The following is a 21794-nucleotide window of genomic DNA, read 5'->3' as shown; positions in this document are numbered from 1 at the left end:
TTATTTTGTCAACAACAGCGGTGCAATATGCAAGTTTTGATTATGCGTCACGGAGAGGCGGCACTTGATGCGGCCAGCGATTCGGTAAGACCTCTTACTGTTTGTGGCCGTGATGAGTCACGTCAGATGGCGGCCTGGTTAAATACCAAGTCTGTGGATATTGAACGCGTGCTGGTCAGCCCGTACCTGCGGGCAGAGCAGACGCTGGCTACGGTTCGCGAAGCCTTGACCCTGCCGGCAAGCGAAGAAGTGCTGCCTGAGCTGACGCCGGGCGGGGATGCCAGCCTGGTCGGCAGCTATCTGCAGGCGCTGGCGCAGCAGGGGGTTCACGCGGTGCTGATCGTCTCCCACTTACCGCTGGTGGGTTACCTGGTGGCGGAACTCTGTCCGGGCGAATGCCCGCCGATGTTCGCGACCTCGGCGATTGCCAATGTCGATTTGGCCGCCGACGGCAGCTACGGTAAATTTGAGTGGCAGGTGAGTCCATCGCAGGTGATGGCTAAAGTATAAGGCACCCCAGGGCGGGGCCAAAACGAAAGGGCGATGTCAAACATCGCCCTTTGTCATTTCTGCCGTTCACTCAGCCAGTTCGACCAGCAGTAAAATCGCCGCGCTGCCGCCCCATTCTTTGGGCGCCTGGTGAAACACCAGCACGTCAGGGTGCTGCGCCAACCATAGCGGCGTCTGCTGCTTGAGAATGTGCTTGCCGTGACCGTGCATCACGCAGGCGCAGTGCACGTGTTCGCGCTTGCAGGCGGCGATCAGCGCCCCCAGCTCTTGCTTGGCTTGCATCTGGGTCAGGCCATGAAGATCGAGAAACAGCTCCGGTGAATAATCGCCGCGACGCAGCTTTTTCAGTTCAAAGGCACTGTAACCGGGGCGCACATAGCGCGTCGGGCCTTCCTCTTCCAACTGTGGCTGGTATTCATCCGAGAAATAATAACTGGCGTCTACCTGTTCCTGAAGCAGGCGCTGTGGAGCAATTTTCTTGGTGACAGGCTTGGGTTTACGGTGGACGATGGTGTCCTGACGCAGCTTTTTTGCGTCTACTACCGACTCTCTGAAGAGCTGCAATTCATCTTTGCTCAGAGGGTGCTTGTTCTTCATTTGGAATTCACCGGAAATCATTTATCGCGATAGTTTACCTTGTCGCGGGTCTCTGTCGACGCAAAATTCACGCCAGAATGAAAAGCGCAAGGGGTTAGCGTGATTTGTCGCGGGCTTCATGGCAAACTATGCGGCTAAATCATGAATCACAGTGCCTGCCGGAGGGCAAATTGGACAAAATTTTCGTCGAGGAAGCAGTGAACGAACTGCACACCATTCAAGATATGCTGCGCTGGACGGTCAGCCGTTTTAACGCCGCTGATATCTACTATGGTCACGGAACCGATAATCCGTGGGACGAAGCGGTGCAATTGGTGCTGCCAAGCCTGTTCCTGCCGCTGGACATTCCAGAGGACATGCACACCGCCCGTTTGACCTCCAGCGAGCGCCACCGCATCGTTGAGCGCGTGATCCGCCGCGTCAACGAACGTGTCCCGGTAGCCTATCTGACCAACAAAGCCTGGTTCTGCGATCTGGAATTCTACGTTGATGAGCGTGTGCTGGTCCCGCGTTCCCCGATTGGCGAACTGATCAACGATCGCTTCAGCGCCCTGATCCCGCACCCGCCGCGTCATATTCTCGACATGTGTACCGGCAGCGGCTGTATCGCCATTGCCTGCAGCTACGCTTTCCCGGAAGCGGAAGTTGACGCTGTCGATATCTCCAGCGACGTGCTGGCGGTGACCGAGCGCAATATTCAGGCGCTCGGCGTTGAACAACAGGTGATCCCGATCCGTTCCGATCTGTTCCGCGATGTTCCCGCGATCCAGTACGATCTGATCGTCACCAATCCGCCGTACGTGGATGCGGAAGACATGTCCGACCTGCCGCAGGAATTCCGCTTTGAGCCCGAGTTGGGCCTGGCGGCCGGCAGCGATGGCCTGAAGCTGGTGCGCCGTATTCTGGCCTGCGCACCGGACTACCTGAGCGACGACGGCGTGCTGATTTGTGAAGTGGGTAACAGCATGGTACATCTGATGGAACAGTATCCGGATATTCCGTTCACCTGGCTGGAGTTTGAAAACGGCGGTGACGGCGTGTTCATGCTGACCAAGCAGCAACTGGTGGATTGCAAAGAGCACTTCAGCCTCTACCGCAGCTAAGCATTCTTCGGGCCTGCTTTGGCGGGCCCCACAAAGATAATAATTAAGGGTAAGGAGCCGCGATGGCAGGAAACAGTATTGGGCAGATTTTCCGCGTCACCACATTTGGTGAATCTCACGGTGTGGCGCTGGGATGTATCGTAGACGGTGTACCGCCGGGTATCCCGCTTACCGAAGCCGATCTGCAGCACGACCTGGACCGTCGCCGTCCAGGCACCTCTCGCTATACCACTCAACGTCGCGAACCGGATCAGGTACGTATTCTTTCCGGCGTGTTTGAAGGTGTGACCACCGGCACCAGCATTGGGCTGATGATAGAAAACACTGACCAGCGTTCACAAGATTACGGCGCTATCAAAGACGTGTTCCGTCCGGGGCATGCGGATTACACCTACGAGCAAAAATACGGCGTGCGCGATTATCGCGGCGGTGGTCGTTCTTCGGCTCGTGAAACCGCCATGCGCGTTGCGGCAGGGGCTATTGCCAAGAAATACCTGCTGCAGAAATATGGCGTACAGGTGCGCGGCTATTTGGCGCAGATCGGCGACGTGGTCTGCGAGCTGAAAGATTGGGAGCAGGTTGAACAGAACCCGTTCTTCTGCCCGGATCCCGATAAGCTGGAAGCCCTGGATGAACTGATGCGTGCGCTGAAGAAAGAGGGCGACTCCATTGGCGCCAAGGTCAGCGTGATTGCCGAAAACGTGCCGGTCGGCCTCGGTGAGCCGGTGTTTGACCGCCTCGATGCGGATCTGGCGCATGCGTTGATGAGCATCAATGCGGTGAAAGGCGTCGAAATCGGCGACGGTTTCGCGGTGGTCAACAAGCGCGGCAGCGAAAACCGTGATGAGATCACTCCGGAAGGCTTCCAGAGCAACCATGCAGGCGGCATTCTCGGTGGCATCAGCAGCGGTCAGCCGGTCATTGCTCACCTGGCGCTGAAACCTACCTCCAGCATTATGGTGCCGGGCAGAACCATTAACCGTCAGGGCGAAGCGGTGGAGATGGTCACCCGTGGCCGTCACGATCCTTGCGTAGGCATTCGTGCGGTGCCGATTGCCGAAGCGATGATGGCGATTGTGCTGATGGATCACCTGCTGCGCCAGCGTGCGCAAAACGGTGATGTGGTCTCTAACGTTCCACGCTGGTAACTCCCATGAAAAACTGGATGTTGGGCATCCTTGCCCTGATGGTTTCGGGCTCCGCCCTGGCGCTGACGCCGTGGCAGAAGATCGACCACCCGGTGGCCGGCGCGCCGCAGGCAGTGGGCGGTTTTGCCAATGGTTGCATTATCGGCGCTCAGCCGTTACCGCTGAACTCACCGGATTATCAGGTGATGCGACCCGATCAACGCCGCTACTTCGGCCACCCGGATCTGCTGGCGTTTATCCAGCGGCTGAGCAGCAAAGCCAGCCAAAGAAATTTGGGCACGGTGCTGATCGGCGATATGGCAATGCCGGCCGGTGGGCGCTTTAGCAGCGGCCATGCCAGCCATCAGTCCGGGCTTGATGTCGACATCTGGTTACAGTTGCCGCGCCAGCGTTGGAGTGCGCAGCAGTTGCTGAAGCCGCAGCCGATCGATCTGGTTTCCAGCGACGGCAAGCAGGTGGTTGCTCGCCAGTGGCAGCCGCAGATTGAATCGTTGATCAAAGCGGCGGCACAGGATCAGGAAGTGACGCGCATCTTCGTTAACCCGGCGATCAAGCAGCGTCTGTGTCTGGATGCCGGTGCCGATCGCGACTGGCTGCACAAGGTGCGCCCGTGGTTTGGTCATCGTGCCCACATGCACGTGCGTCTGCGCTGCCCGGCAGGCAGCCTGGAATGTAAAGAACAGGATACGCCGCCGCCGGGCGACGGTTGCGGTGCCGAGCTGGCAAGCTGGTTCGTGCCGCATCAGCCGAGCGCCAAACCGGGTAAACCGGTGCCGCCGCCGTTACCGCCGACCTGTCAGGCTTTGCTGGATAACCATTTCGCTGCGGAATAATATACCCAAAGTAATTGGAGTTGCATCAAGGCGGTAAGGGAAGGAATCCCGATGAGCTTACACGAGTAAGTGATTCGGGTGAGTGAGTGCAACCAACACAGATGCAGCTTCAAGTAAGAGGGGTATAAATGGACTGGTTCGTCGTAGGCCCCGAGATGCTCGGGGTTTTGTTTGTGGTGGCGTTACTCGCAGGTTTTATCGACTCTATCGCCGGCGGCGGCGGGCTGTTAACCGTACCGGCGCTGCTGGCGGTGGGGGTTCCCCCGGCGCAGGCGCTGGCGACCAACAAGCTGCAGTCGGTGGGCGGTTCCCTCTCCGCCAGTCTGTATTTTATCCGCCGACGAGCGGTCGATCTCAACGATCAGAAGCTGACCATTTTACTGGCCCTGATCGGTTCCGTTGCCGGGGCTGTGCTGGTGCAGCACATGCGCACCGATCTGCTGCGGCAAATGCTGCCGTTATTGGTGATCGGCATCGGCCTGTACTTCCTGCTGACGCCGCGGTTGGGGGAAAACGATCGGCAGCGCCGTTTGAGCGCCTTGCCGTTCGGGCTGGTGGCCGGTGGCTGCGTCGGTTTTTACGATGGCTTCTTTGGGCCCGGTGCCGGTTCCTTCTATGCGCTGGCCTACGTGACGCTGTGCGGTTTTAACCTGGCCAAATCCACCGCGCACGCCAAGGTGCTGAACTTCACTTCCAACTTTGGCAGCCTGGTGTTGTTTATCATTGGCGGCAAAGTGTTGTGGGGCATTGGCCTGGTGATGCTGGTTGGGCAGGTGCTCGGTGCGCGCCTCGGGGCTCACATGGTGATGACCCGCGGGCAAAAGCTGATCCGACCGATGATCGTCATCGTTTCTCTGGTGATGAGCTGCAAGCTCTTGTACGACAACCACGGCGCTGAAATTCAGCAGTGGCTGGCCCTGCATTTTTAGCATGCTAAAAGAGCGGTAAAATGAAATAATTACCTCTTTATTTTTGTGGTTATTGGATTTTTATTTATGTCAGACACACAGGCTACCCATCAATATGAGCAACTGATTGAAATTTTTAATCAGTGCTTCAGCGATGAATACAACACGCGACTGGTCAAAGGCGACGATGAACCGATCTATTTGCCGGCCGACGATCAGCTGCCGTATAACCGGATCGTTTTTGCTCATGGCTATTACGCCAGCGGCATGCATGAAATCTCGCACTGGTGCATCGCCGGCGAACAGCGCCGCAAGTTGGTAGATTTCGGTTACTGGTACTGCCCGGACGGGCGAGACGCACAGACGCAAAGTGAATTTGAAGCGGTGGAAATTAAACCGCAATCTTTGGAATGGATGTTCTGCGTCGCCGCCGGTTTCCCGTTCAATGTCAGTTGCGACAACCTCAACGGTGACTGCGAGCCGGACCGCATTGCCTTCCAACGCAAGGTACGCGAACGGGTGCTGCTGCTGTTGGAGCAGGGAATACCCACAAGACCTGCGCGCTTTATTCAGGCGTTACAATCGTTTTACAATACGCCACCGCTGGCGGCGGAGCATTTTCCCTATCCGGAAGATCTCAACTGACTATACCCTAAATACTTGGAGTTGCATCGCGGCGGCAAGCCTGCGAGTCCCTGGGAGCATAGTCCACTATGTGACCGGGGCGAGTCGGCGCAGCCAACAAAGAAGCAGCTTCAAGTATGACGGGTATATATGTTTAACTGAAAATAGATACCCATTAGCTTCCAAGCTGTAGCTAGGCGGCAAGCAAACAAATCCCCAGGAGCTTACTCAGGTAAGTGACTGGGGTGCGTGAGCGCAGCCAACAACGCTAGAGTTTGAAAGATGAAGGGTATGAGAGGAAATTTGATGATCGCAGAATTCGAAGCGCGCATTTTGGCGCTGATTGATGACATGGTAGAGCACGCCAGCGATGATGAACTGTTTGCCGGTGGCTACCTGCGCGGTCATCTGACGTTGGCGGTTGCCGAGGTCGAAGAGCTGGGTGAACACTCCGCTGAAGCGCTGAAGGCGCAGGTGGAAGGCAGCCTGCATAAAGCCATTGCCGCTGGTGAACTGTCACCACCGGATCAGGCGTTGGTGTATGGCATGTGGGAAACGCTGTACAAAACGGCATTGCCTACCGCCTGATAGTGCTTCTGCAGGGTGCTGTCGCTGGCGCCCTGCGTGATTTTTCTTACGCTACCGCACGTCCCTTCAGTAATTTCCTTACCCACATTCTATTCGGGTTCAACGCCGCTAACAGGTCTGCGTCGCCCGGCAAAGGTTCGCCAAACAGCTGCGCCGCCAAAATCTCTGCCGCCAGCGGGGCCGAGCACAACCCACGAGAGCCTAACCCGCCAATCATGAACAGATTGGGGTAGCTCGGCGCATTGGCGATAGCTTCACCGCGTTGGTGTTGACGTTGCAGATCCTGGTACTGCGTTAGCGTGGCCTGGTAGTCGGGCACTGCACCTACCATTGGCAGGTGATCGCGAGTGGCGCTGCGTACGCCGCAGCGGGCCTGGCGGTCGCTGACGTCCACCTCCAGCGGCCAGGTTTGATCCGGCAGGCAACGCAGCAGGCGAGCCCGATTCTCCTGCTGCTCTTCTTCGCGGTATTCGGTGGCGGTCTCGCCGCGCTGGTAACTGGCGCCGATACAGTGCTGCTGATTATTGGCATTCACCGGCGTCAGGTAGCCGTCGTAACACAGCACCTGCTTCAATGCACTCAGCTGCGGCGTGGTAGGAATATGGGATACCTGACCGCGCACCGCATAAACCGGCAGCGCTTCACCTTGCGTCAGTTCGGACAACCGATGGCCGTTGGCCAGAATCACCGTCGCATGCTGCCGAATTTCACCTTGGCTAAAGCTGAGTTGCCAGCCTGCTTCTTGGGCGGTCAGAGCGCTGAGCGTAGCGTTATAATGGCAGCGCATCCCTTGACGTTGCGCCAGCGCAATCGCACTGCGCGTCAGCTCGGCCGGACATAGCCAGCCACCCTGCGGGTAGTTAATGCCGCCAAAACCGCTGTCGACGCCACACAAGGCGCTGAGCGTAGCGCGGTCGGCCGGCATGGCGAGCGCCTGCGGCCATTCAACCGCCAGCATCTTGGCAATTTTCCCGGCGCTCTTCTCGTCAAAGGCCAGTTGGCTCACACCGCACCATTGATGGTCAAATTCCACGCCCTGTCGTACCAGTGCATCGTACTGACGACGGGCAAACGGAAAGGCGGCGCTGAAGAAATTTTCCAGCGCATCGGCTCGGCCGTTCAGCAAAGGGTAGAGTGCGCCCTGACGGTTGCCTGATGCCCCTTCGCCCGGCTGCGGATCTGCGCAATACAGCGTGACTTTTGCGCCGCGTCGCAACAGGGCGAGGGCGGTTAGCGCGCTGGCGACGCCGCCGCCAATGATGGCGATATCATCGGTATTCTCCGCCACCGGGCGCATCAGCCAGGGAGCAGGGTGAGCGACGGCCGGCGCATCGGCAGGCAACTCGCCGGTCAGCATCTCTCGCTTCTGGCCGAAGCCTTTGGTTTTGATGACATCAAACCCTGCCTGCTGTAAGCCGCGACGCACGAAGCCTGCGGCGGTAAAGGTGGCAAGGCTGCCGCCCGGCCGGGCAAAGCGCGCCATGGCGGTGAACAGCTGCTCCGTCCACATATCAGGGTTCTTTGCCGGGGCGAAGCCATCGAGGAACCAGGCATCGATTTGACGGTTCATGCTGGCGTCGAAGTGAGGCAGTAACGCGTTCACGTCGCCAAACCACAGATCGAGCGTGATGCGCCCTTCGGCCAGCAGCAGGCGGTGGCAGCCCGGCAGCGGCAACGGCCATTGAGCGCGTAATTCATCGGCATATGGCGCCAGTTCCGGCCAGCGGGCATGCGCCGCCGCCAAATCGGCCTGCAGCAGCGGGAATTTTTCAAAGCTGATAAAGTGCAGGCGCTGAAGCGGGGCGTCCGGCATCGCCGTGCGGAAACCGGCAAAGGCCTGCCACAGCGTCAAAAAGTTAAGCCCGGTGCCGAAGCCGGTTTCCGCCACGATAAACAGCGGGCGAGGGTGGTCGGCAAAACGTTGCGGCAGTCGGTTGCCCATGAGAAACACATAGCGGGTTTCTTCCAGCCCATCCTGATTGGAAAAGTAGACGTCATCAAACTGTTTCGAAACAGGTGTACCCTGTTCATTCCAGGATAACGCTGCGGTTTGGATCGGGGCGTGGCTCACGGTTAGTTGCTCGTAACTCAAGGGGTGACGGGATTCTAACGGCGCTGGCGCTATGGCGCAAACTGGATAAGAATAAAGCTGAAAAACGCTGATCGGACTTGTTCGGCGTACATCTGTACGCTAAAGTGCGATGCAAAATCCCGAATGTAAAATTGTGGAAGAGGTATTGAATGAAACGTGCAGTGATTACTGGCCTGGGAATCGTCTCCAGCATTGGTAACAACCAGCAGGAGGTCCTGGCGAGCCTGCAGGAAGGTCGTTCTGGGATCACTTTCTCCCAGGAGCTGAAAGATTCCGGCATGCGTAGTCACGTATGGGGCGATGTTAAACTGGACACTACGGGTCTGATTGACCGTAAAGTGATGCGCTTTATGAGCGACGCGTCCGTTTATGCCTATCTTTCCATGGAAGAAGCCATCAAGGACTCAGGTCTGGCTGCCGATCAGGTTTCCAACGATCGCACCGGTCTGGTTGTTGGCTCAGGTGGTGGTTCTCCGCGCAACCAGGTTGCCGGATCCGATGGCATGCGTGCCAAAGGCCTGCGCGGCGTGGGTCCGTACATGGTGACCAAGGCTATGGCTTCAGGCGTTTCCGCTTGCCTGGCAACCCCGTTCAAAATTCGTGGCGTTAACTATTCCATCAGCTCTGCCTGCGCAACCTCTGCACACTGCATTGGTCACGCGGTTGAACTGATCCAACTGGGCAAACAGGACGTGGTCTTTGCCGGCGGCGGCGAAGAGCTGTGCTGGGAAATGGCCTGTGAGTTCGATGCGATGGGCGCACTGTCCACCAGCTACAACGACACCCCTGAAAAAGCTTCTCGTACTTACGACTCTGCCCGTGACGGTTTCGTCATCGCCGGCGGCGGCGGTATGGTGGTGGTTGAAGAGCTGGAACACGCTTTGGCGCGTGGTGCGCACATCTATGCTGAAATCATCGGCTACGGTGCGACCTCCGACGGTGCCGACATGGTGGCTCCATCAGGTGAAGGCGCGGTGCGCTGCATGAAGATGGCGCTGCAGGGCGTTGATACCCCAATCGACTACATGAACGTTCACGGCACCTCCACGCCGGTGGGCGACGTGAAAGAGCTGGGTGCCATTCGCGAAGTGTTTGGCGACAACACCCCGGCAATCTCTTCCACCAAGGCCATGACCGGTCACTCACTGGGTGCCGCGGGCGTGCAGGAAGCGATCTACAGCCTGCTGATGGTTGAGCACGGCTTTATCGCGCCGAGCATCAACATCGATAACCTGGATGAGAAAGCCGCTGGCATGAACATCGTGACTGAGCCAACTCAACGCGAGTTGACCACCGTGATGTCTAACAGCTTTGGCTTCGGCGGCACCAACGCCACGCTGGTGATGCGTAAGCTGCAGAAGTAATTCCGGCCTCAAGGTTCCGAATCAAGCCCGCATTTTTGCGGGCTTTTTATTGCCTGCAATCCCTGCCGACGGACCGCTAGGAGTTATCCCAAATTACATCTCCTGACGGATCATTAACGCTTTGTTCAGCCTTTTGCGCATACAATGGCTCAATAGCGCGAATATCACTCGGCGTAGCGTTTCAGAGTGATCGAACATTGAGGCAAGAGTATGAAAAAGTTAATTGCGGTTGGATTGCTGTCGGTCATTCTGGCTGGGTGCGCGACCGATTCCCCTTGTGTCCCGGTCTATGACGACCAGGGCCGTCTGGTGCACACCAATACCTGCATGAAAGGCACCACGCAGGACAACTGGGAAACCGCTGGCGCCATCGCCGGTGGGGCAGCGGCAGTTGCCGGTCTGACGCTGGGTATTATCGCGTTGACCAAATAACCTTCCGTCGGAGAGTCTCCCGGTTTAAAAGCCCAGCATCTGCTGGGCTTTTTGTTTGGGTAATCCGCCGCCAGTTGATTGAAGTCATGGCATTTATATTACCGGCCCACAGATGAGCAGTTCTTTGTCAGCGGATGTAAATTCCATTCCTGCGCCCGGTCCGGGTCGATATACTCCCGCTATCTCCCACTCTGGAACGATCTGATGTCGGCTTTGGCGTCCATCTCCTTATCCATGCACCGCCTGCGCTTTGCTAAAAAGCGGGCCTGCGCATGGTTATTGGTCGTCAGCTGGTTGTTGTTGAATACTCAACTGGCGTTGGCCAGCCACAACTGCAACCTGCAGTTCAGCGGTGAAGCGCCGATGGCTCAGCATATGATGCATATGCAAAACAGCGTGCCGTCGCAGCAGCAGATGCAAACCCAAGAGCCGCTGTGTGAGAAACACTGCGTTCCGGAGTCAGCCCAACAGGATCACAGCAACCTGACGTTGGCTGCGCTGCCCACCAGCAGCGAATTGGCCGTTATTACGCCTTTCCCGTCTCGCTCAGTCCCCTCCAATACCTGGCAAACGCCCCCGATAACAGGTCCGCCGGCAGAGATCGTTTTCTGCCGGTTCCGTGAATAGTTCTGACAACCGCTTTGCCGTCCCCGACGGTTTTCCGCGTTTGTTAACTATTTTATGGAGTACCCGTTATGCGTAATGTATTTGCTGCCGTAGTGATCGCCCTGTTTTTCTCCTTTAGCGCCAGCGCTGCCGATATGGCAATGCAGGATCCTGCCGCAAGAACTGCCGTTGAAATCCACAGCCAGGGCGTCGTCAAAAGCTGGGATGAGCGAAAGGTGTCTATCGCGCACCAGGCCATTCCTGCACTCAGTTGGCCGCCAATGACCATGAGCTTCCTGCTCCCTTCATCGCCTTCATTCGCCGTCTTGCCGGTGGGTACCGAGGTTGATTTCAGCTTCCTGCCGATCGACGGCGGTTATCAGCTGATCGCCATCGCCGCTGCTCGACCATAACGGAGGCGTTATGACCATTATCCTTTCTCACCCTTGGCGGGTGGGCTGGCTGCTGCTTGCCTGTTGGGCACCGGCCACCCTGGCGGCGGATCTGACGCTGCAACAGTCATTGACGGCGGCCGAAGGTTATTCGGCGGAGTTATCCGCTAATCGTCATCAGGTTGACGCCTTGCAGAACATGGCGGATTCGGCAATGCAGTTGCCCGATCCCAAGCTGAAGTTCGGCATTGAAAACGTGCCGGTGCAGGGCGGCAACGCTCAGCGTTTTACCCGCGAAGGCATGACCATGGGACGAATCGGCATCATGCAGGATTACGTCAGCAGCACCAAACGTCAGCGTAAAGCGGATACCCTGCGCGCCGAAGCCAGCCAGACGGATGCGGGCAGCGCCACCATTCGCGCTCGCCTTCAACAGCAAACCGCGCAGGCCTGGCTGGCGCTGGCGTTGAGCCGGCAAACCCTGCGGGATGCCTCAGCCCTGGTGACGGAGAGTGAACGCCAGATTGCCACTCAGCGTGCTGCGGTAGCCGGTGGGGGAACCCCAGCGAGTGGAGTGCTGGATGCCAGGCTGACGCTGCTAAGCATGCAGGATCGCATCAGCGAGGCGCAGCGTGATGTTGCTGTCGCGCAGGCGCGTCTGACGCAGTTGACCGGCCTGTCTGCGACGGATACCGCCGGGGCCATGCCGCGCTTTGAACGTTTACCGGCGGACAGCGAAGTATTGCGGCAGGCCATCAGTCAACACCCCGAGGTGTTGCAGGCCAGCCGTGAGGCGGACGTCGCCAAGGCGCGTTCGGCGCAATCAGAGGTGGCGGCGATACCGGACGTCGGCGTCGAGGTGTATTACGGCAAACGGGCCGACGAGTACGAGGATTTGGCCGGGGTGATGTTTACCGTCGATCTGCCGTTGTTCCGCTCGCAGCGGCAGGATAAGGACTATGCCGCTGATGTTTCCCGCAGCATGGAGGCCACCGATCGGCTCACGTTGTTGATCCGTGATCATCAGGCACAGCTCGATACGCTGTTGGCGCAATATCAGGCGGCTCAGGCGCAGTGGCAGCGCCAACAGGGGCAGGCTATTCCCCTGCAACAACAGCGGGTCACTTTGCTGTTAGCGCAGTACCGCAGCGGTAAAAGCGATTTGTCGGCGGTACTGGAAGCTCGGCGGGCGCTGCTCGACAGTCGCCTCAGCGCCGGCAAGGCTGCCAGGGAACTGGCACAGATTTGGGCCGCCATTCGCTATCTCACCCCTCAGGAATCAATGCAATGAAAATACAATTCAAGCTGGCGCTGTTAGCGGCGCTGATTGGCACTGGGCTGGCGGGATACTGGTTTGGCGCAGCGGGAGAAGCGCCTGCGCCGGCCGTCAAGAGTGAGCGGCAGGTGCTTTATTGGTACGACCCGATGATGCCGGGGCAGCGTTTTGACCAACCGGGTAAATCGCCCTTTATGGATATGCAACTGGTGCCGCGCTATGCCGATGAGGCTGAGCCGGAAGGGGGCGTGACCATCAGCGCCCGGCAACAGCAGAACCTGGGCGTTCGCACCGAAGCTGCACAATTGCGCCAACTGGAGCCACAACTGAACGCTTTCGGCAGCGTCGCCACCGATGAACGCGGGGTTCAGATTGTCGCCGCCCGCGCCAACGGACTGGTGGAAAAACTCTACGTGCGTGCCAGTCAGCAACAGGTGAAAAAGGGCGAAGCCCTGGCGCAGCTGTGGATCCCCGACTGGAGTGCGGCACAGCAGGAATATCTGGCAATACGCAAACTGGGCGATAGCGCTCTGACCGCCGCTGCACGCCAGCGGTTGCAGTTGCTGTTTATGCCCGAGGTGGTGATCCGGCAGGTGGAACGTTCAGGTAAACCCGAACCGCGGGTGCAGATAGCGGCACCGGAAAATGGTTTTGTGAATAAGCTGAGCGTGCTCGAGGGCGCTCAGGTGACGGCCGCGCAGGGGCTGTTTGAACTAGCCAGCCTCGATCCGGTGTGGATCGTTGCCGATTATCCACAGGCGCAGGCCGGATTGTTGAAAGTGGGCGATAAGGTGCAGGCCGCTTCCGCCAGCTGGCCTGGTGAACGATTTGAAGGCGAGGTGAGCGAACTGCTGGCCAATGTCGATCCGCTGACCCGAACCTTCAAAGCGCGCATCCTGTTGAAAAACCCTCAACAAAAGCTTCGACCGGGCATGTATCTGCAACTGACATTGTCGCACGGCAACCTCGGCCAGCCGGTGTTGGCGATACCGCAGGAGGCGCTGATCGACAGCGGCGATCGCAATAGGGTGTTGATCGCCGAAGGCAATGGGCACTTCACGCCGGTTGACGTGGTGGCCGGTCGTGTGCAGGACGGCTGGGTAGAAATCAAACGTGGGCTGAATGCTGGGCAAAGGGTAGTGACCTCCGGCCAATTCCTGATTGATTCCGAGGCCAGCATGCGCAGTGCCTTGCCACAAATGGCGGCGCAAAACGAGGTGAAACAATACCAGGCCGAGGGGGTGGTGGATGCCGTGAACGAGAGCACCATCACGCTGTCCCACGGCCCCGTGCCGGAGCTGCAGTGGCCGGCGATGACCATGGATTTTGCCCTGCCGCCAGGGGGAATACCTGCCGGTATCAAACCCGGTGATAGCGTAAAAATCCACTTTAGCGTTGATGAACAAGGTTCACATATCAGCCAAATCGTGCCGACAAGCGCTGAACACGGGGGCCACTTATGATTGCTTTCGTGATTCGCTGGTCGCTGCGCAACCGGCTCTTGGTGCTGCTGGCTTCGGTGCTGTTGGCCGGTTGGGGGATCTGGGCATTGCAGAAAGCGCCGCTGGATGCGCTGCCGGACCTGTCCGACGTACAGGTGATTGTCCGTGCCACCTATCCGGGCAAGGCACCGCAGGTGATTGAAGATCAGGTGACCTATCCGCTGACCACCACGTTGCTCTCGGTGCCGGGGGCCAAAACGGTACGGGGTTTTTCCATGTTTGGCGACGCCTACGTCTACGTGTTGTTTGAGGACGGCACCGATTTGTACTGGGCGCGTTCGCGGGTGCTGGAGGCGCTCAGCCAGGTGCAATCCTCACTGCCGCCGCAGGTGAAGGTGGCACTGGGGCCGGACGCCACCGGCGTCGGCTGGGTGTACGAGTATGCCCTGGTGGATAAAAGCGGCAAGCACAGCCTGGCCGACCTGCGCGCGCTGCAAGACTGGACGCTGAAGTTTGAACTGAAAACCGTCCCTAACGTGGCGGAAGTGGCCAGCGTGGGCGGCATGGTACGCCAATATCAGGTGGTGCTGGATCCACCCAGCCTGCGCGCGCTGAACATCACCCATCAACAGGTAGTCAGTGCCATTCAGGACGCCAACCAGGAAGGCGGCGGGGCGCTGCTGGAAATGGGGGAGGCGGAGTATATGGTTCGCACCTCGGGCTACCTGAAAAAACTCAGCGATTTTGCCAACGTGGTAATCACCGTGCGTGACGGTGTGCCGATCCTGCTGTCGCAAGTGGCAACACTGCGCGAAGGGCCGGAGATCCGCCGGGGCGTGGCGGAGCTGAACGGCGAGGGCGAAGTGGCGGGCGGCATCGTCGTGATGCGCTACGGCAAAAATGCCCTGGAAACCATCAACGCGCTGAAGGTCAAGCTGCAGGAGGTTCAGCAGACCCTGCCGCCGGGTGTGGAAATTGTGACCGTGTACGACCGTTCCCAACTGATCGAACATGCAATTGAAACCTTGTCCCACAAGCTCCTGGAGGAGTTTATCGTGGTGGCTTTGGTGTGCACGCTGTTCCTGTTCCATTTTCGTTCGGCGCTGGTGGCGATGATCACGCTGCCGCTCGGTATTCTTGGCGCCTTTGTGGTGATGCATTACCAGGGCGTAAACGCCAATATCATGTCGCTGGGGGGAATCGCCATCGCCATTGGCGCCATGGTGGATGCGGCCATCGTCATGATTGAGAACATGCATAAGGTGCTGGAGCAGTGGCGGCAACGCCATCCCGGACAGCAGCCGACGTCGACGGATTATTGGCGCATTTCAGAGCAGGCGGCGGTGGAGGTGGGGCCGGCGCTGTTTTGCAGTTTGCTGATTATCACGCTGTCCTTCATTCCGGTGTTCACCCTGCAGGCGCAGGAAGGCCGGATGTTCTCCCCGCTGGCCTACACCAAAACCTACGCCATGGCGGTGGCGGCCGGTCTGGGCATTACGCTGGTGCCGGTGCTGATGGGCTACTTTATCCGCGGCCGCATTCCCGACGAACATGCCAATCCGATCAACCGCTGGCTGATCCGCCTGTACCAGCCGGTGCTGGCGTCGGTGTTGGCACGGCCAAAAACCACGCTGGGGATTTCGTGCCTGCTGTTGCTGTTAACCGCCTATCCGCTTAGCCGGTTGGGCAGCGAATTTATGCCGCAGCTCGACGAAGGTGACCTGTTGTATATGCCTTCCTCGCTGCCGGGGATGTCTGCGCGCGAGGCCAGCAGGCTACTGCAACTGACCGACAGGTTGATCAAAACCGTGCCGGAGGTAGCGACGGTGTTCGGTAAGGCCGGCAGGGCGGAAAGTGCTACCGATCCCGCGCCGTTGACCATGCTGGAAACCACCATTCGTTTCAAACCGCGTGACCAGTGGCGACCAGGCATGACCATGGACAAGCTGGTGGCGGAACTGGATGCGATGGTCAAGGTGCCGGGTATTGCCAACGTCTGGGTTCCGCCGATCCGCAATCGGCTGGACATGTTGGCCACCGGAATCAAAAGTCCGGTGGGCATCAAGGTGAACGGCAATAACATGGCCGATATCGAACGGATTTCCGGGCAGATTGAGCAGGTGGTGAAGCAGGTGCCGGGCGTCACTTCGGCGCTGGCAGAACGCATCACCGGCGGCCGCTACGTGGATATCGATATCGACCGTCAGCGGGCTGCGCGCTACGGCGTTTCGGTGAAAGAGCTGCAATCCATGGTGGCGACGCTGGTGGGCGGCGAAAACATTGGCGAAACCGTCGAGGGCCGAGCGCGTTACCCGATCAATGTGCGTTATCCGCGTGAGGTGCGTGATTCGGTACAGCAGTTGCAGGCGTTACCGGTACTGACCGCCAGCGGCGGCCAGGTGCCGCTGTCGATGCTGGCGGATATTCGGGTTAGCGAAGGGCCGCCTATGCTGAAAAGTGAAAACGCGCGGCTCTCCAACTGGATTTATGTCGACCTGCGCGGGCGCGATCTCAAATCGGCGGTGGAAGAGATGCAGCAGGTCGTCGCGCAGCAGGTCAAGCTGCCGGCCGGGGTGTCGTTGAGCTGGTCCGGGCAGTTTGAATATCTTGAACGTGCCAGCGCTCAGTTGAAAATCGTACTGCCGGTAACATTGGCAATCATTTTCGTGCTGCTGTTTGTCACCTTCAGCAGCGTGCGTGATGCGTTGTTGATCATGGCGACGCTGCCGTTTGCGCTGATCGGCGGGGTGTGGCTGCTCTATCTGCTGAACTACAACCTGTCGGTGGCCGGGGCAGTTGGCTTTATCGCGCTGGCGGGTGTGGCGGCGGAATTCGGCGTGATAATGGTGCTGTACTTGAACCATGCGTTGGAAAAACATCGCCAGCCGGGACAGCCGCTCACGCAAAAACAGCTGATGGATGCCATCACCGAGGGGGCGGCATTGCGGGTGCGACCAAAAGTGATGACCGTTGCCACCATTATGGCCGGGCTATTGCCGATCATGTGGGGTAACGGTGCCGGTTCTGAGGTAATGCGGCGCATTGCGGCACCGATGATTGGCGGCATGCTCAGTGCACCGCTGTTGTCGATGTTGGTGGTTCCTGTGGTCTACCTGTTACTGCACCGAAAAGGATAAGCAAGCGGGGCGCAGTGCACTGCGCCCCGTCTTTACCGCACAGAAACTATTTCACCAGAAACGCCTTGAACTGCGGCGTCATTACGGCGCTGAACCCATCATCGGTTTTGCTGATCAGGTAAACCGCCAAGCCTTTTTCTTCCGCCAGTTTGAGCGCTTTTTCCGTCCCCAACACCATCAACCCGGTATCCCAGCCGTCGGCTTCCAGCGCGGTGGGCGCTATCACCGTAGCGGAGACCAGGCGATGAGTAATCGGCTTGCCGGTTGTGGGATCGATCACGTGCGAATAGCGCTGCCCGTCCTGTTCAAAATAGTTGCGGTAGCTGCCGGCGGTGCTGATGCCGTAACCCTGCAAATCAACCAGCGCCTGAACCGCATTTTCGCGGTCGGTCGGTTTTTGGATCGCCACGCGCCAGGGTTTGCCCTGCCCGTTAACGCCGCGCGAGGAAACCGCACCGCCGACCGACACCAGATAATGGGTGATACCATTACGGGCCATCAGCTGCACCAACTGATCGACGCCATAGCCTTCGCCCAACGTCGAGAGATCAACATACATCCCGGGCAAGTCCTTTTGCAGCCATTCGCCACGGCTGTCGCTGAGTAGCTTGAGGTGCTGCAGGCCAATATTTTTTTGTGCCGCCTCTATTTGCTGTTGGCTCGGTACCTTGACCACACGCTTGTCTGGGCCAAAGCCCCATAAATTCACCAGCGGACCCACGGTGATATTCATCGCGCCCTGAGTGTCGCGGCCAATGCGCTGAGCCATCAGGATAATATCCGCCATTCCGCGCGGGATCGGTTGTGGCTCGGTACTCTGGGTTTGATTAAAACGCGAAAGCACAGAATCATTGCGATAGGTGGAGATATCGTCATTGGCGCGTTCCAGCACGGCGTCAATCTGCTGTTGCAACTGCTGTTTATTGACCGCCACGTCACCGCTGACCTTGACGCTGTAGAAGGTGCCCATGGTTTTGCCTTCAATGTCGATCTGCGGGCGGGTATCCGGGTCATTACAGGCAGCCAGTAAGCCGATGGTCACACTCAGCAACAGCCCTTTGGCAAAAACGTTAGCCATGAAAACATCCTTTGGAACAGTGAAAGGCGCTACAAATAAAGTAAAGCGCGGCAAATGAAAAGCAGTTAACGGTAAAAGAGCATTTTGCTGGCGTTGCCGCCGTGCTTGGGCTAACGTCTGGTTCCTGATCCCTGGTTGTTTTTTTGAAGCGCTCAACATGAGTTCAAACGCCGTTTCCCGGCTGATTCAGCCGTTCCTGAAAGATCGTTTTTTGCATATTTTGCTGTTAGTCGGCGTACTGATGGCGGCCTTTAATCCGCAACAGCTGCCTGCGTTAAACAGTTTTATCGATTGGCGCACCATCATTACGCTGCTTGGATTGATGTTACTCACCAAGGGCGTCGAGGTCAGCGGTTATTTCGATTTTGTTGGCCGCAAAATCATCAATACGCTGCACAGCGAGCGGCGATTGGCGCTGTTTCTGGTGTTTTCCGCCGCGTTGCTGTCGTCGTTCCTGACCAACGACGTGGCGTTGTTTATCGTCATTCCGCTGACCATCACGCTGAAAAAACTGTCGTCGGTACCGATTGGCCGGTTGATTATCTTCCAGGCGCTGGCGGTCAATGCCGGTTCATTGCTGACGCCGATTGGCAACCCGCAAAACATTCTGCTGTGGAGCAAGTCTTCACTCTCTTTCCTGGGGTTCATTGGCCAAATGGCACCGTTTGGCGTGGTGATGCTGGTCAGTTTGCTGCTGCTGACCGGGTTCTGCTTCCCGGCGCGGGATATCGTTAAAGCGCCGCACACCGAAGGTTATCCGTATCAGCTACGCCAGTTGCTGGGCTGTGTGGCGCTGTACGTGATTTTTCTGCTGTGTCTGGATCTTGATCTGCCGCTGTATGGCCTGTTGGCGGTGTTCGTCGGTTTTTTGCTGCTGGCGCGTCGGGTATTGCTGCAGATCGACTGGAGCCTGATTTTCGTCTTTATCGCCATGTTCATCGACGTGGGGCTGTTTACCCGCTTGCAGGCGATCCAGCCTTGGTTCGCCGATATCGCTACGCTGGGTAACGGGGGCATTTACGCTTTGGGGATTGGCCTGTCGCAGGTGATCAGCAACGTGCCGGCGACCATTTTAATGCTCAACTACGTGCCTTCCAGCCAACTGCTGGCCTTTGCGGTCAACGCCGGTGGCTTTGGGCTGGCGATCGGTTCGCTGGCGAACCTGATTGCGCTGCGTATGGCGGACGAGCGCAAAATTTGGCTGAAATTTCATTACTATTCGTTGCCGTTACTGGTCTGGGCCGGCTTGCTTGGCTGGCTGTTGGCTTAAGCGCGGTATTTTCCTGCCATACCGCGCTTGTTAACTATGGCGTCTAACCGCGTGCCGCCAGCAAGCAGATGCTGCGAGTCACCTGATAGGATTTTACAAAGGCGCTGATCGGCAGAAACTCAAAGCGCGAATGGAAATTGTGCGCGCCGGTGAAGTAGTTCGGCGTCAGCAGCCCACGGCTGGAGAGTGCGGCGCCGTCGGTGCCGCCGCGCATCGGGATCACCTTGGGGGGAATGCCGTGGGCGGCCAGGGCACCGAAAATCAGCTCAATGGCTCGCTGGTCTTCCCCGATAGAGTTGCTGATATTGCTGTAGATATCCGTCACCTTGCAGCTGACCTTGGCGCGCGGGTAGTTTGCCGCCACCTGTTGCACCACTTCCTGAATGCGCTCTTTACGCGCATTGAACCCGGCCAGGTCAAAATCGCGGATCGACACTTTCAACGTAGCGAGGTTGGCATTGGCGGTCAGATCGTTGAACCAGAAGTAGCCTTCGCGCCCCTCGGTATGTTCCGGCGTGTCCTTGATGTCGAATTGGTTGATGATGTCGTTGGCGATGCGAATCGGGTTGATCAGCACGTTCTTCGCCGACATGGGGTGCGCGGTGACCCCTTCGATACGGATCTCCGCACCTGCGGCATTGAAGTTCTCATACACCACTTCCCCCAACTCGCAGCAGTCGATGGTATAGGCAAAATCCACCTCGAAACGCGTCAGATCCAGCGCTTTGGCGCCGCGCAGGCCAATTTCCTCATCCGGGACAAAGGCCACCACAATGTCGCCGTGGCGATCGGAGGCGCTCAGGTTGGCCAGCAGGGTCATGACCACCGTGACCGCCGCTTTGTTATCGGCGCCGAGCACGCTGGTGCCGTCGCTGAAAATAATTTCTTCATTCGGATAGGCCAGGATCTCCGGATGTTCGGCGGTGCGTAGCCAGATATCGTGTTCGGCATTCAGGCACAAATCCTGGCCGGTAAAGCGCAGGCGCTGCGGGTGAATATGGGCCGACAGGCCAACGTCAACGGTATCGATATGGGTGATAAAGCCGATACGCGGAGCGCCTGGCTGATTGCCGGGTTTGCGGGCGGTCACGGTAGCGTGATCGTCGATTTGCACGTCTTGCATGCCTAGCTGGCGCAGTTCGGCCGCCAGCAGCTTGGCCATATCATGTTGGCCCGGCGTGCTGGGCAAGGTGGTTGCGGCGGCGTCGCTCTGGCTGGTCACCGCCAGATAGCGGAAGAAACGTTCGGTGAGCTGTTCGGCAATGGCGCTGGTCATGCGGGTTCCTCTCGATAAGCGGTCTAACGGTTTTAAAGCTAAATCAGCCGGTTGTCCAATGGTGCAATGCTTTCGCTGCCGGAATGCGAGATGCCGCGCAGAATAAAAAAATAGCGGCACAACTAGGAAATAGTCTCGGGTAACTGCGGCAAAATCGTTGTTAGCTGTGGGGGAACGGGTGCCCCCAAATAATAGGATCGTTAAAGGAGAATACATGCGCTCACGTCATGCTTTACTTATCACTTTGTTATCCCTGGGAATATCGCATACGGCCTGGTCATCCACCGATGGTGGCCATGCCAACAGCAACGCCAATAGCCGTGAAGTGGCCAGTGCGCTTGGCGGTCTGAAAAACAAAACCTATAGCCTGGAGCAGGCACCGAAGATCCGCGTAGCCAGCTTCAATATCGCCGCCGGCAAGGTCAGCGACATGACCGCAATCGCCAAAGCGATCAAGGCGATGAATGTCGATGTGGTGGCGCTGCAGGAGGTGGACAAACTGACCGGCCGCAGCGGCAAGCTCGATCAGGCGGAGGAACTGGCCAAACTGACCGGTATGCACGTCGCGTTCGGCCGCGCGATTGATTTTGACGGCGGCGAATATGGGCTGGCGTTCCTATCGAAATACCCGCTGCATGACAGCAAAATTTACCCGTTGCCTTCCGGTCAGCGCGAACAGCGAATTGCATTCAGCGCCCAGACCGACGTGCCCGAGTTCCCGGCGCCGATTACCCTGATCAATACCCATCTGGACACCAAGGAAGATCCGGCGATGCGGCTGGATCAGGTGCGCGAACTGAATGACCGCACGATTGAAATGCGCGGTATCAAGCTGTTGTTCGGCGACATGAACGACGTACCGGGCAGCGTCACCTGGACTGAGCTGAGCCGCTATTGGAACGACATCATGCCCAAGCAGCAGGATGGCCGCAGCTGGCCGGCGGAAAACGCCGAAATCAAGGTCGATTATATCTTTAGCGGCAATGCCCAGCGCTGGCATCTGGACAGCCTGACGGTGCCGAACGCCAGCGGCGACTGGAACGGCATTCACTGGCCGGCAGTCAGCGATCACCTGCCGTTGGTGGCCGAGCTGCGGTTGACCGAGCAATAACCTGACT

At 58.1% G+C, this 21794-nt stretch carries 20 protein-coding genes; 16 read left to right on the top strand and 4 right to left on the bottom strand.

The features are described 5' to 3' along the window. The first annotated feature begins 27 nt into the window (after window positions 1-27). Window positions 28-510 (top strand): phosphohistidine phosphatase SixA, encoded by a 483-nt coding sequence (sixA, locus tag M495_RS16990; RefSeq protein ID WP_041414795.1) that lies wholly within the window; start codon window positions 28-30, stop codon window positions 508-510. A gap of 66 nt (window positions 511-576) precedes the next feature. Here the strand turns inward: sixA and smrB are convergent, their stop codons facing one another. After that, a complete protein-coding gene (smrB, locus tag M495_RS16985; protein ID WP_041415545.1) occupies window positions 577-1107 on the bottom strand; it encodes an endonuclease SmrB in 531 nt (176 codons plus the stop codon). A gap of 170 nt (window positions 1108-1277) precedes the next feature. On the opposite strand from smrB, the gene prmB reads away from it, so the two are divergent. The 6 genes from prmB to M495_RS16955 all read left to right on the top strand — a co-directional run bounded on the left by prmB (window position 1278) and on the right by M495_RS16955 (window position 6311). Then, window positions 1278-2210: a 50S ribosomal protein L3 N(5)-glutamine methyltransferase gene (gene prmB, locus M495_RS16980; protein ID WP_041415542.1), complete on the top strand. Its 933-nt coding sequence runs from the start codon at window positions 1278-1280 to the stop codon at window positions 2208-2210. Between the two features lie 62 nt (window positions 2211-2272). After that, complete coding sequence (gene aroC, locus M495_RS16975) at window positions 2273-3358, top strand: chorismate synthase (RefSeq protein ID WP_020827910.1); 1086 nt, start codon at window positions 2273-2275, stop codon at window positions 3356-3358. Window positions 3359-3363: 5 nt separating this feature from the next. Continuing rightward, complete coding sequence (mepA, locus tag M495_RS16970) at window positions 3364-4191, top strand: penicillin-insensitive murein endopeptidase (protein ID WP_020827909.1); 828 nt, start codon at window positions 3364-3366, stop codon at window positions 4189-4191. Window positions 4192-4319: 128 nt separating this feature from the next. Further along, on the top strand, window positions 4320-5120 hold the full coding sequence (locus tag M495_RS16965; RefSeq protein ID WP_020827908.1) for a sulfite exporter TauE/SafE family protein: 801 nt from the start codon (window positions 4320-4322) through the stop codon (window positions 5118-5120). Between the two features lie 66 nt (window positions 5121-5186). Next, on the top strand, window positions 5187-5744 hold the full coding sequence (locus M495_RS16960) for an elongation factor P hydroxylase (protein WP_020827907.1): 558 nt from the start codon (window positions 5187-5189) through the stop codon (window positions 5742-5744). Window positions 5745-6029: 285 nt separating this feature from the next. Further along, window positions 6030-6311 (top strand): YfcL family protein, encoded by a 282-nt coding sequence (locus M495_RS16955; protein ID WP_020827906.1) that lies wholly within the window; start codon window positions 6030-6032, stop codon window positions 6309-6311. Between the two features lie 46 nt (window positions 6312-6357). Here the strand turns inward: M495_RS16955 and mnmC are convergent, their stop codons facing one another. Next, window positions 6358-8382, bottom strand: coding sequence for a bifunctional tRNA (5-methylaminomethyl-2-thiouridine)(34)-methyltransferase MnmD/FAD-dependent 5-carboxymethylaminomethyl-2-thiouridine(34) oxidoreductase MnmC (gene mnmC, locus M495_RS16950; RefSeq protein ID WP_020827905.1), 2025 nt, complete (start codon window positions 8380-8382; stop codon window positions 6358-6360). A 170-nt stretch (window positions 8383-8552) separates the two neighbouring features. Between mnmC and fabB the strand changes: the two genes are divergently transcribed. From fabB to M495_RS16915, 7 genes are all read left to right on the top strand, one after another. Further along, window positions 8553-9767 carry a beta-ketoacyl-ACP synthase I gene (gene fabB, locus M495_RS16945; RefSeq protein WP_020827904.1) on the top strand — a complete coding sequence of 405 codons (1215 nt, stop codon included), beginning with the start codon at window positions 8553-8555 and terminating at the stop codon, window positions 9765-9767. A gap of 210 nt (window positions 9768-9977) precedes the next feature. Next, window positions 9978-10199, top strand: coding sequence for a putative periplasmic lipoprotein (locus tag M495_RS16940; RefSeq protein WP_020827903.1), 222 nt, complete (start codon window positions 9978-9980; stop codon window positions 10197-10199). Between the two features lie 204 nt (window positions 10200-10403). Beyond that, entirely contained in the window at window positions 10404-10826 is a 423-nt protein-coding gene (locus tag M495_RS16935) for a hypothetical protein (RefSeq protein WP_020827902.1), read from the top strand. A gap of 68 nt (window positions 10827-10894) precedes the next feature. Next, the gene (locus tag M495_RS16930) at window positions 10895-11218 is read left to right on the top strand and encodes a copper-binding protein (protein ID WP_020827901.1); all 324 of its coding nucleotides are present in this window, start codon (window positions 10895-10897) and stop codon (window positions 11216-11218) included. 10 nt (window positions 11219-11228) lie between these two features. Beyond that, on the top strand, window positions 11229-12488 hold the full coding sequence (locus M495_RS16925) for a TolC family protein (protein ID WP_020827900.1): 1260 nt from the start codon (window positions 11229-11231) through the stop codon (window positions 12486-12488). Continuing rightward, window positions 12485-13936 (top strand): efflux RND transporter periplasmic adaptor subunit, encoded by a 1452-nt coding sequence (locus tag M495_RS16920; RefSeq protein WP_020827899.1) that lies wholly within the window; start codon window positions 12485-12487, stop codon window positions 13934-13936. Before M495_RS16925 ends, M495_RS16920 begins: the two co-directional genes overlap by 4 nt. Then, window positions 13933-17052 carry an efflux RND transporter permease subunit gene (locus M495_RS16915; protein WP_020827898.1) on the top strand — a complete coding sequence of 1040 codons (3120 nt, stop codon included), beginning with the start codon at window positions 13933-13935 and terminating at the stop codon, window positions 17050-17052. Before M495_RS16920 ends, M495_RS16915 begins: the two co-directional genes overlap by 4 nt. Window positions 17053-17098: 46 nt before the next feature. Here the strand turns inward: M495_RS16915 and apbE are convergent, their stop codons facing one another. After that, window positions 17099-18130, bottom strand: a complete 1032-nt coding sequence (gene apbE / locus M495_RS16910; protein WP_020827897.1) for an FAD:protein FMN transferase ApbE — start codon at window positions 18128-18130, stop codon at window positions 17099-17101. A 157-nt stretch (window positions 18131-18287) separates the two neighbouring features. On the opposite strand from apbE, the gene M495_RS16905 reads away from it, so the two are divergent. After that, window positions 18288-19400: an SLC13 family permease gene (locus M495_RS16905; protein ID WP_020827896.1), complete on the top strand. Its 1113-nt coding sequence runs from the start codon at window positions 18288-18290 to the stop codon at window positions 19398-19400. 43 nt (window positions 19401-19443) lie between these two features. Here M495_RS16905 and pepT read toward each other — a convergent pair whose 3' ends face one another. Further along, window positions 19444-20676, bottom strand: a complete 1233-nt coding sequence (pepT, locus tag M495_RS16900) for a peptidase T (protein ID WP_020827895.1) — start codon at window positions 20674-20676, stop codon at window positions 19444-19446. Between the two features lie 214 nt (window positions 20677-20890). Between pepT and M495_RS16895 the strand changes: the two genes are divergently transcribed. Continuing rightward, the gene (locus tag M495_RS16895) at window positions 20891-21787 is read left to right on the top strand and encodes an endonuclease/exonuclease/phosphatase family protein (RefSeq protein ID WP_020827894.1); all 897 of its coding nucleotides are present in this window, start codon (window positions 20891-20893) and stop codon (window positions 21785-21787) included. Window positions 21788-21794 lie beyond the last annotated feature (7 nt).

This window comes from Serratia liquefaciens ATCC 27592 (assembly GCF_000422085.1).
Taxonomy (GTDB): Bacteria; Pseudomonadota; Gammaproteobacteria; order Enterobacterales; family Enterobacteriaceae; genus Serratia; species Serratia liquefaciens.
The sequence above is the reverse complement of the archived record's forward strand: the minus strand, read 5'-3'. Positions and strand labels throughout refer to the sequence as shown.

Excerpts from the sequence above, each read along its gene's own strand:
- sixA (WP_041414795.1), top strand. The coding sequence starts at position 28 with ATGCAAGTTTTGATTATGCGTCACGGAGAGGCGGCACTTGATGCGGCC.
- smrB (WP_041415545.1), bottom strand. The coding sequence starts at position 1,107 with ATGAAGAACAAGCACCCTCTGAGCAAAGATGAATTGCAGCTCTTCAGA.
- aroC (WP_020827910.1), top strand. The coding sequence starts at position 2,273 with ATGGCAGGAAACAGTATTGGGCAGATTTTCCGCGTCACCACATTTGGT.
- mepA (WP_020827909.1), top strand. The coding sequence starts at position 3,364 with ATGAAAAACTGGATGTTGGGCATCCTTGCCCTGATGGTTTCGGGCTCC.
- M495_RS16965 (WP_020827908.1), top strand. The coding sequence starts at position 4,320 with ATGGACTGGTTCGTCGTAGGCCCCGAGATGCTCGGGGTTTTGTTTGTG.
- M495_RS16960 (WP_020827907.1), top strand. The coding sequence starts at position 5,187 with ATGTCAGACACACAGGCTACCCATCAATATGAGCAACTGATTGAAATT.
- M495_RS16955 (WP_020827906.1), top strand. The coding sequence starts at position 6,030 with ATGATCGCAGAATTCGAAGCGCGCATTTTGGCGCTGATTGATGACATG.
- fabB (WP_020827904.1), top strand. The coding sequence starts at position 8,553 with ATGAAACGTGCAGTGATTACTGGCCTGGGAATCGTCTCCAGCATTGGT.
- M495_RS16940 (WP_020827903.1), top strand. The coding sequence starts at position 9,978 with ATGAAAAAGTTAATTGCGGTTGGATTGCTGTCGGTCATTCTGGCTGGG.
- M495_RS16935 (WP_020827902.1), top strand. The coding sequence starts at position 10,404 with ATGTCGGCTTTGGCGTCCATCTCCTTATCCATGCACCGCCTGCGCTTT.
- M495_RS16930 (WP_020827901.1), top strand. The coding sequence starts at position 10,895 with ATGCGTAATGTATTTGCTGCCGTAGTGATCGCCCTGTTTTTCTCCTTT.
- M495_RS16925 (WP_020827900.1), top strand. The coding sequence starts at position 11,229 with ATGACCATTATCCTTTCTCACCCTTGGCGGGTGGGCTGGCTGCTGCTT.
- M495_RS16920 (WP_020827899.1), top strand. The coding sequence starts at position 12,485 with ATGAAAATACAATTCAAGCTGGCGCTGTTAGCGGCGCTGATTGGCACT.
- M495_RS16915 (WP_020827898.1), top strand. The coding sequence starts at position 13,933 with ATGATTGCTTTCGTGATTCGCTGGTCGCTGCGCAACCGGCTCTTGGTG.
- apbE (WP_020827897.1), bottom strand. The coding sequence starts at position 18,130 with ATGGCTAACGTTTTTGCCAAAGGGCTGTTGCTGAGTGTGACCATCGGC.
- M495_RS16905 (WP_020827896.1), top strand. The coding sequence starts at position 18,288 with ATGAGTTCAAACGCCGTTTCCCGGCTGATTCAGCCGTTCCTGAAAGAT.
- pepT (WP_020827895.1), bottom strand. The coding sequence starts at position 20,676 with ATGACCAGCGCCATTGCCGAACAGCTCACCGAACGTTTCTTCCGCTAT.
- M495_RS16895 (WP_020827894.1), top strand. The coding sequence starts at position 20,891 with ATGCGCTCACGTCATGCTTTACTTATCACTTTGTTATCCCTGGGAATA.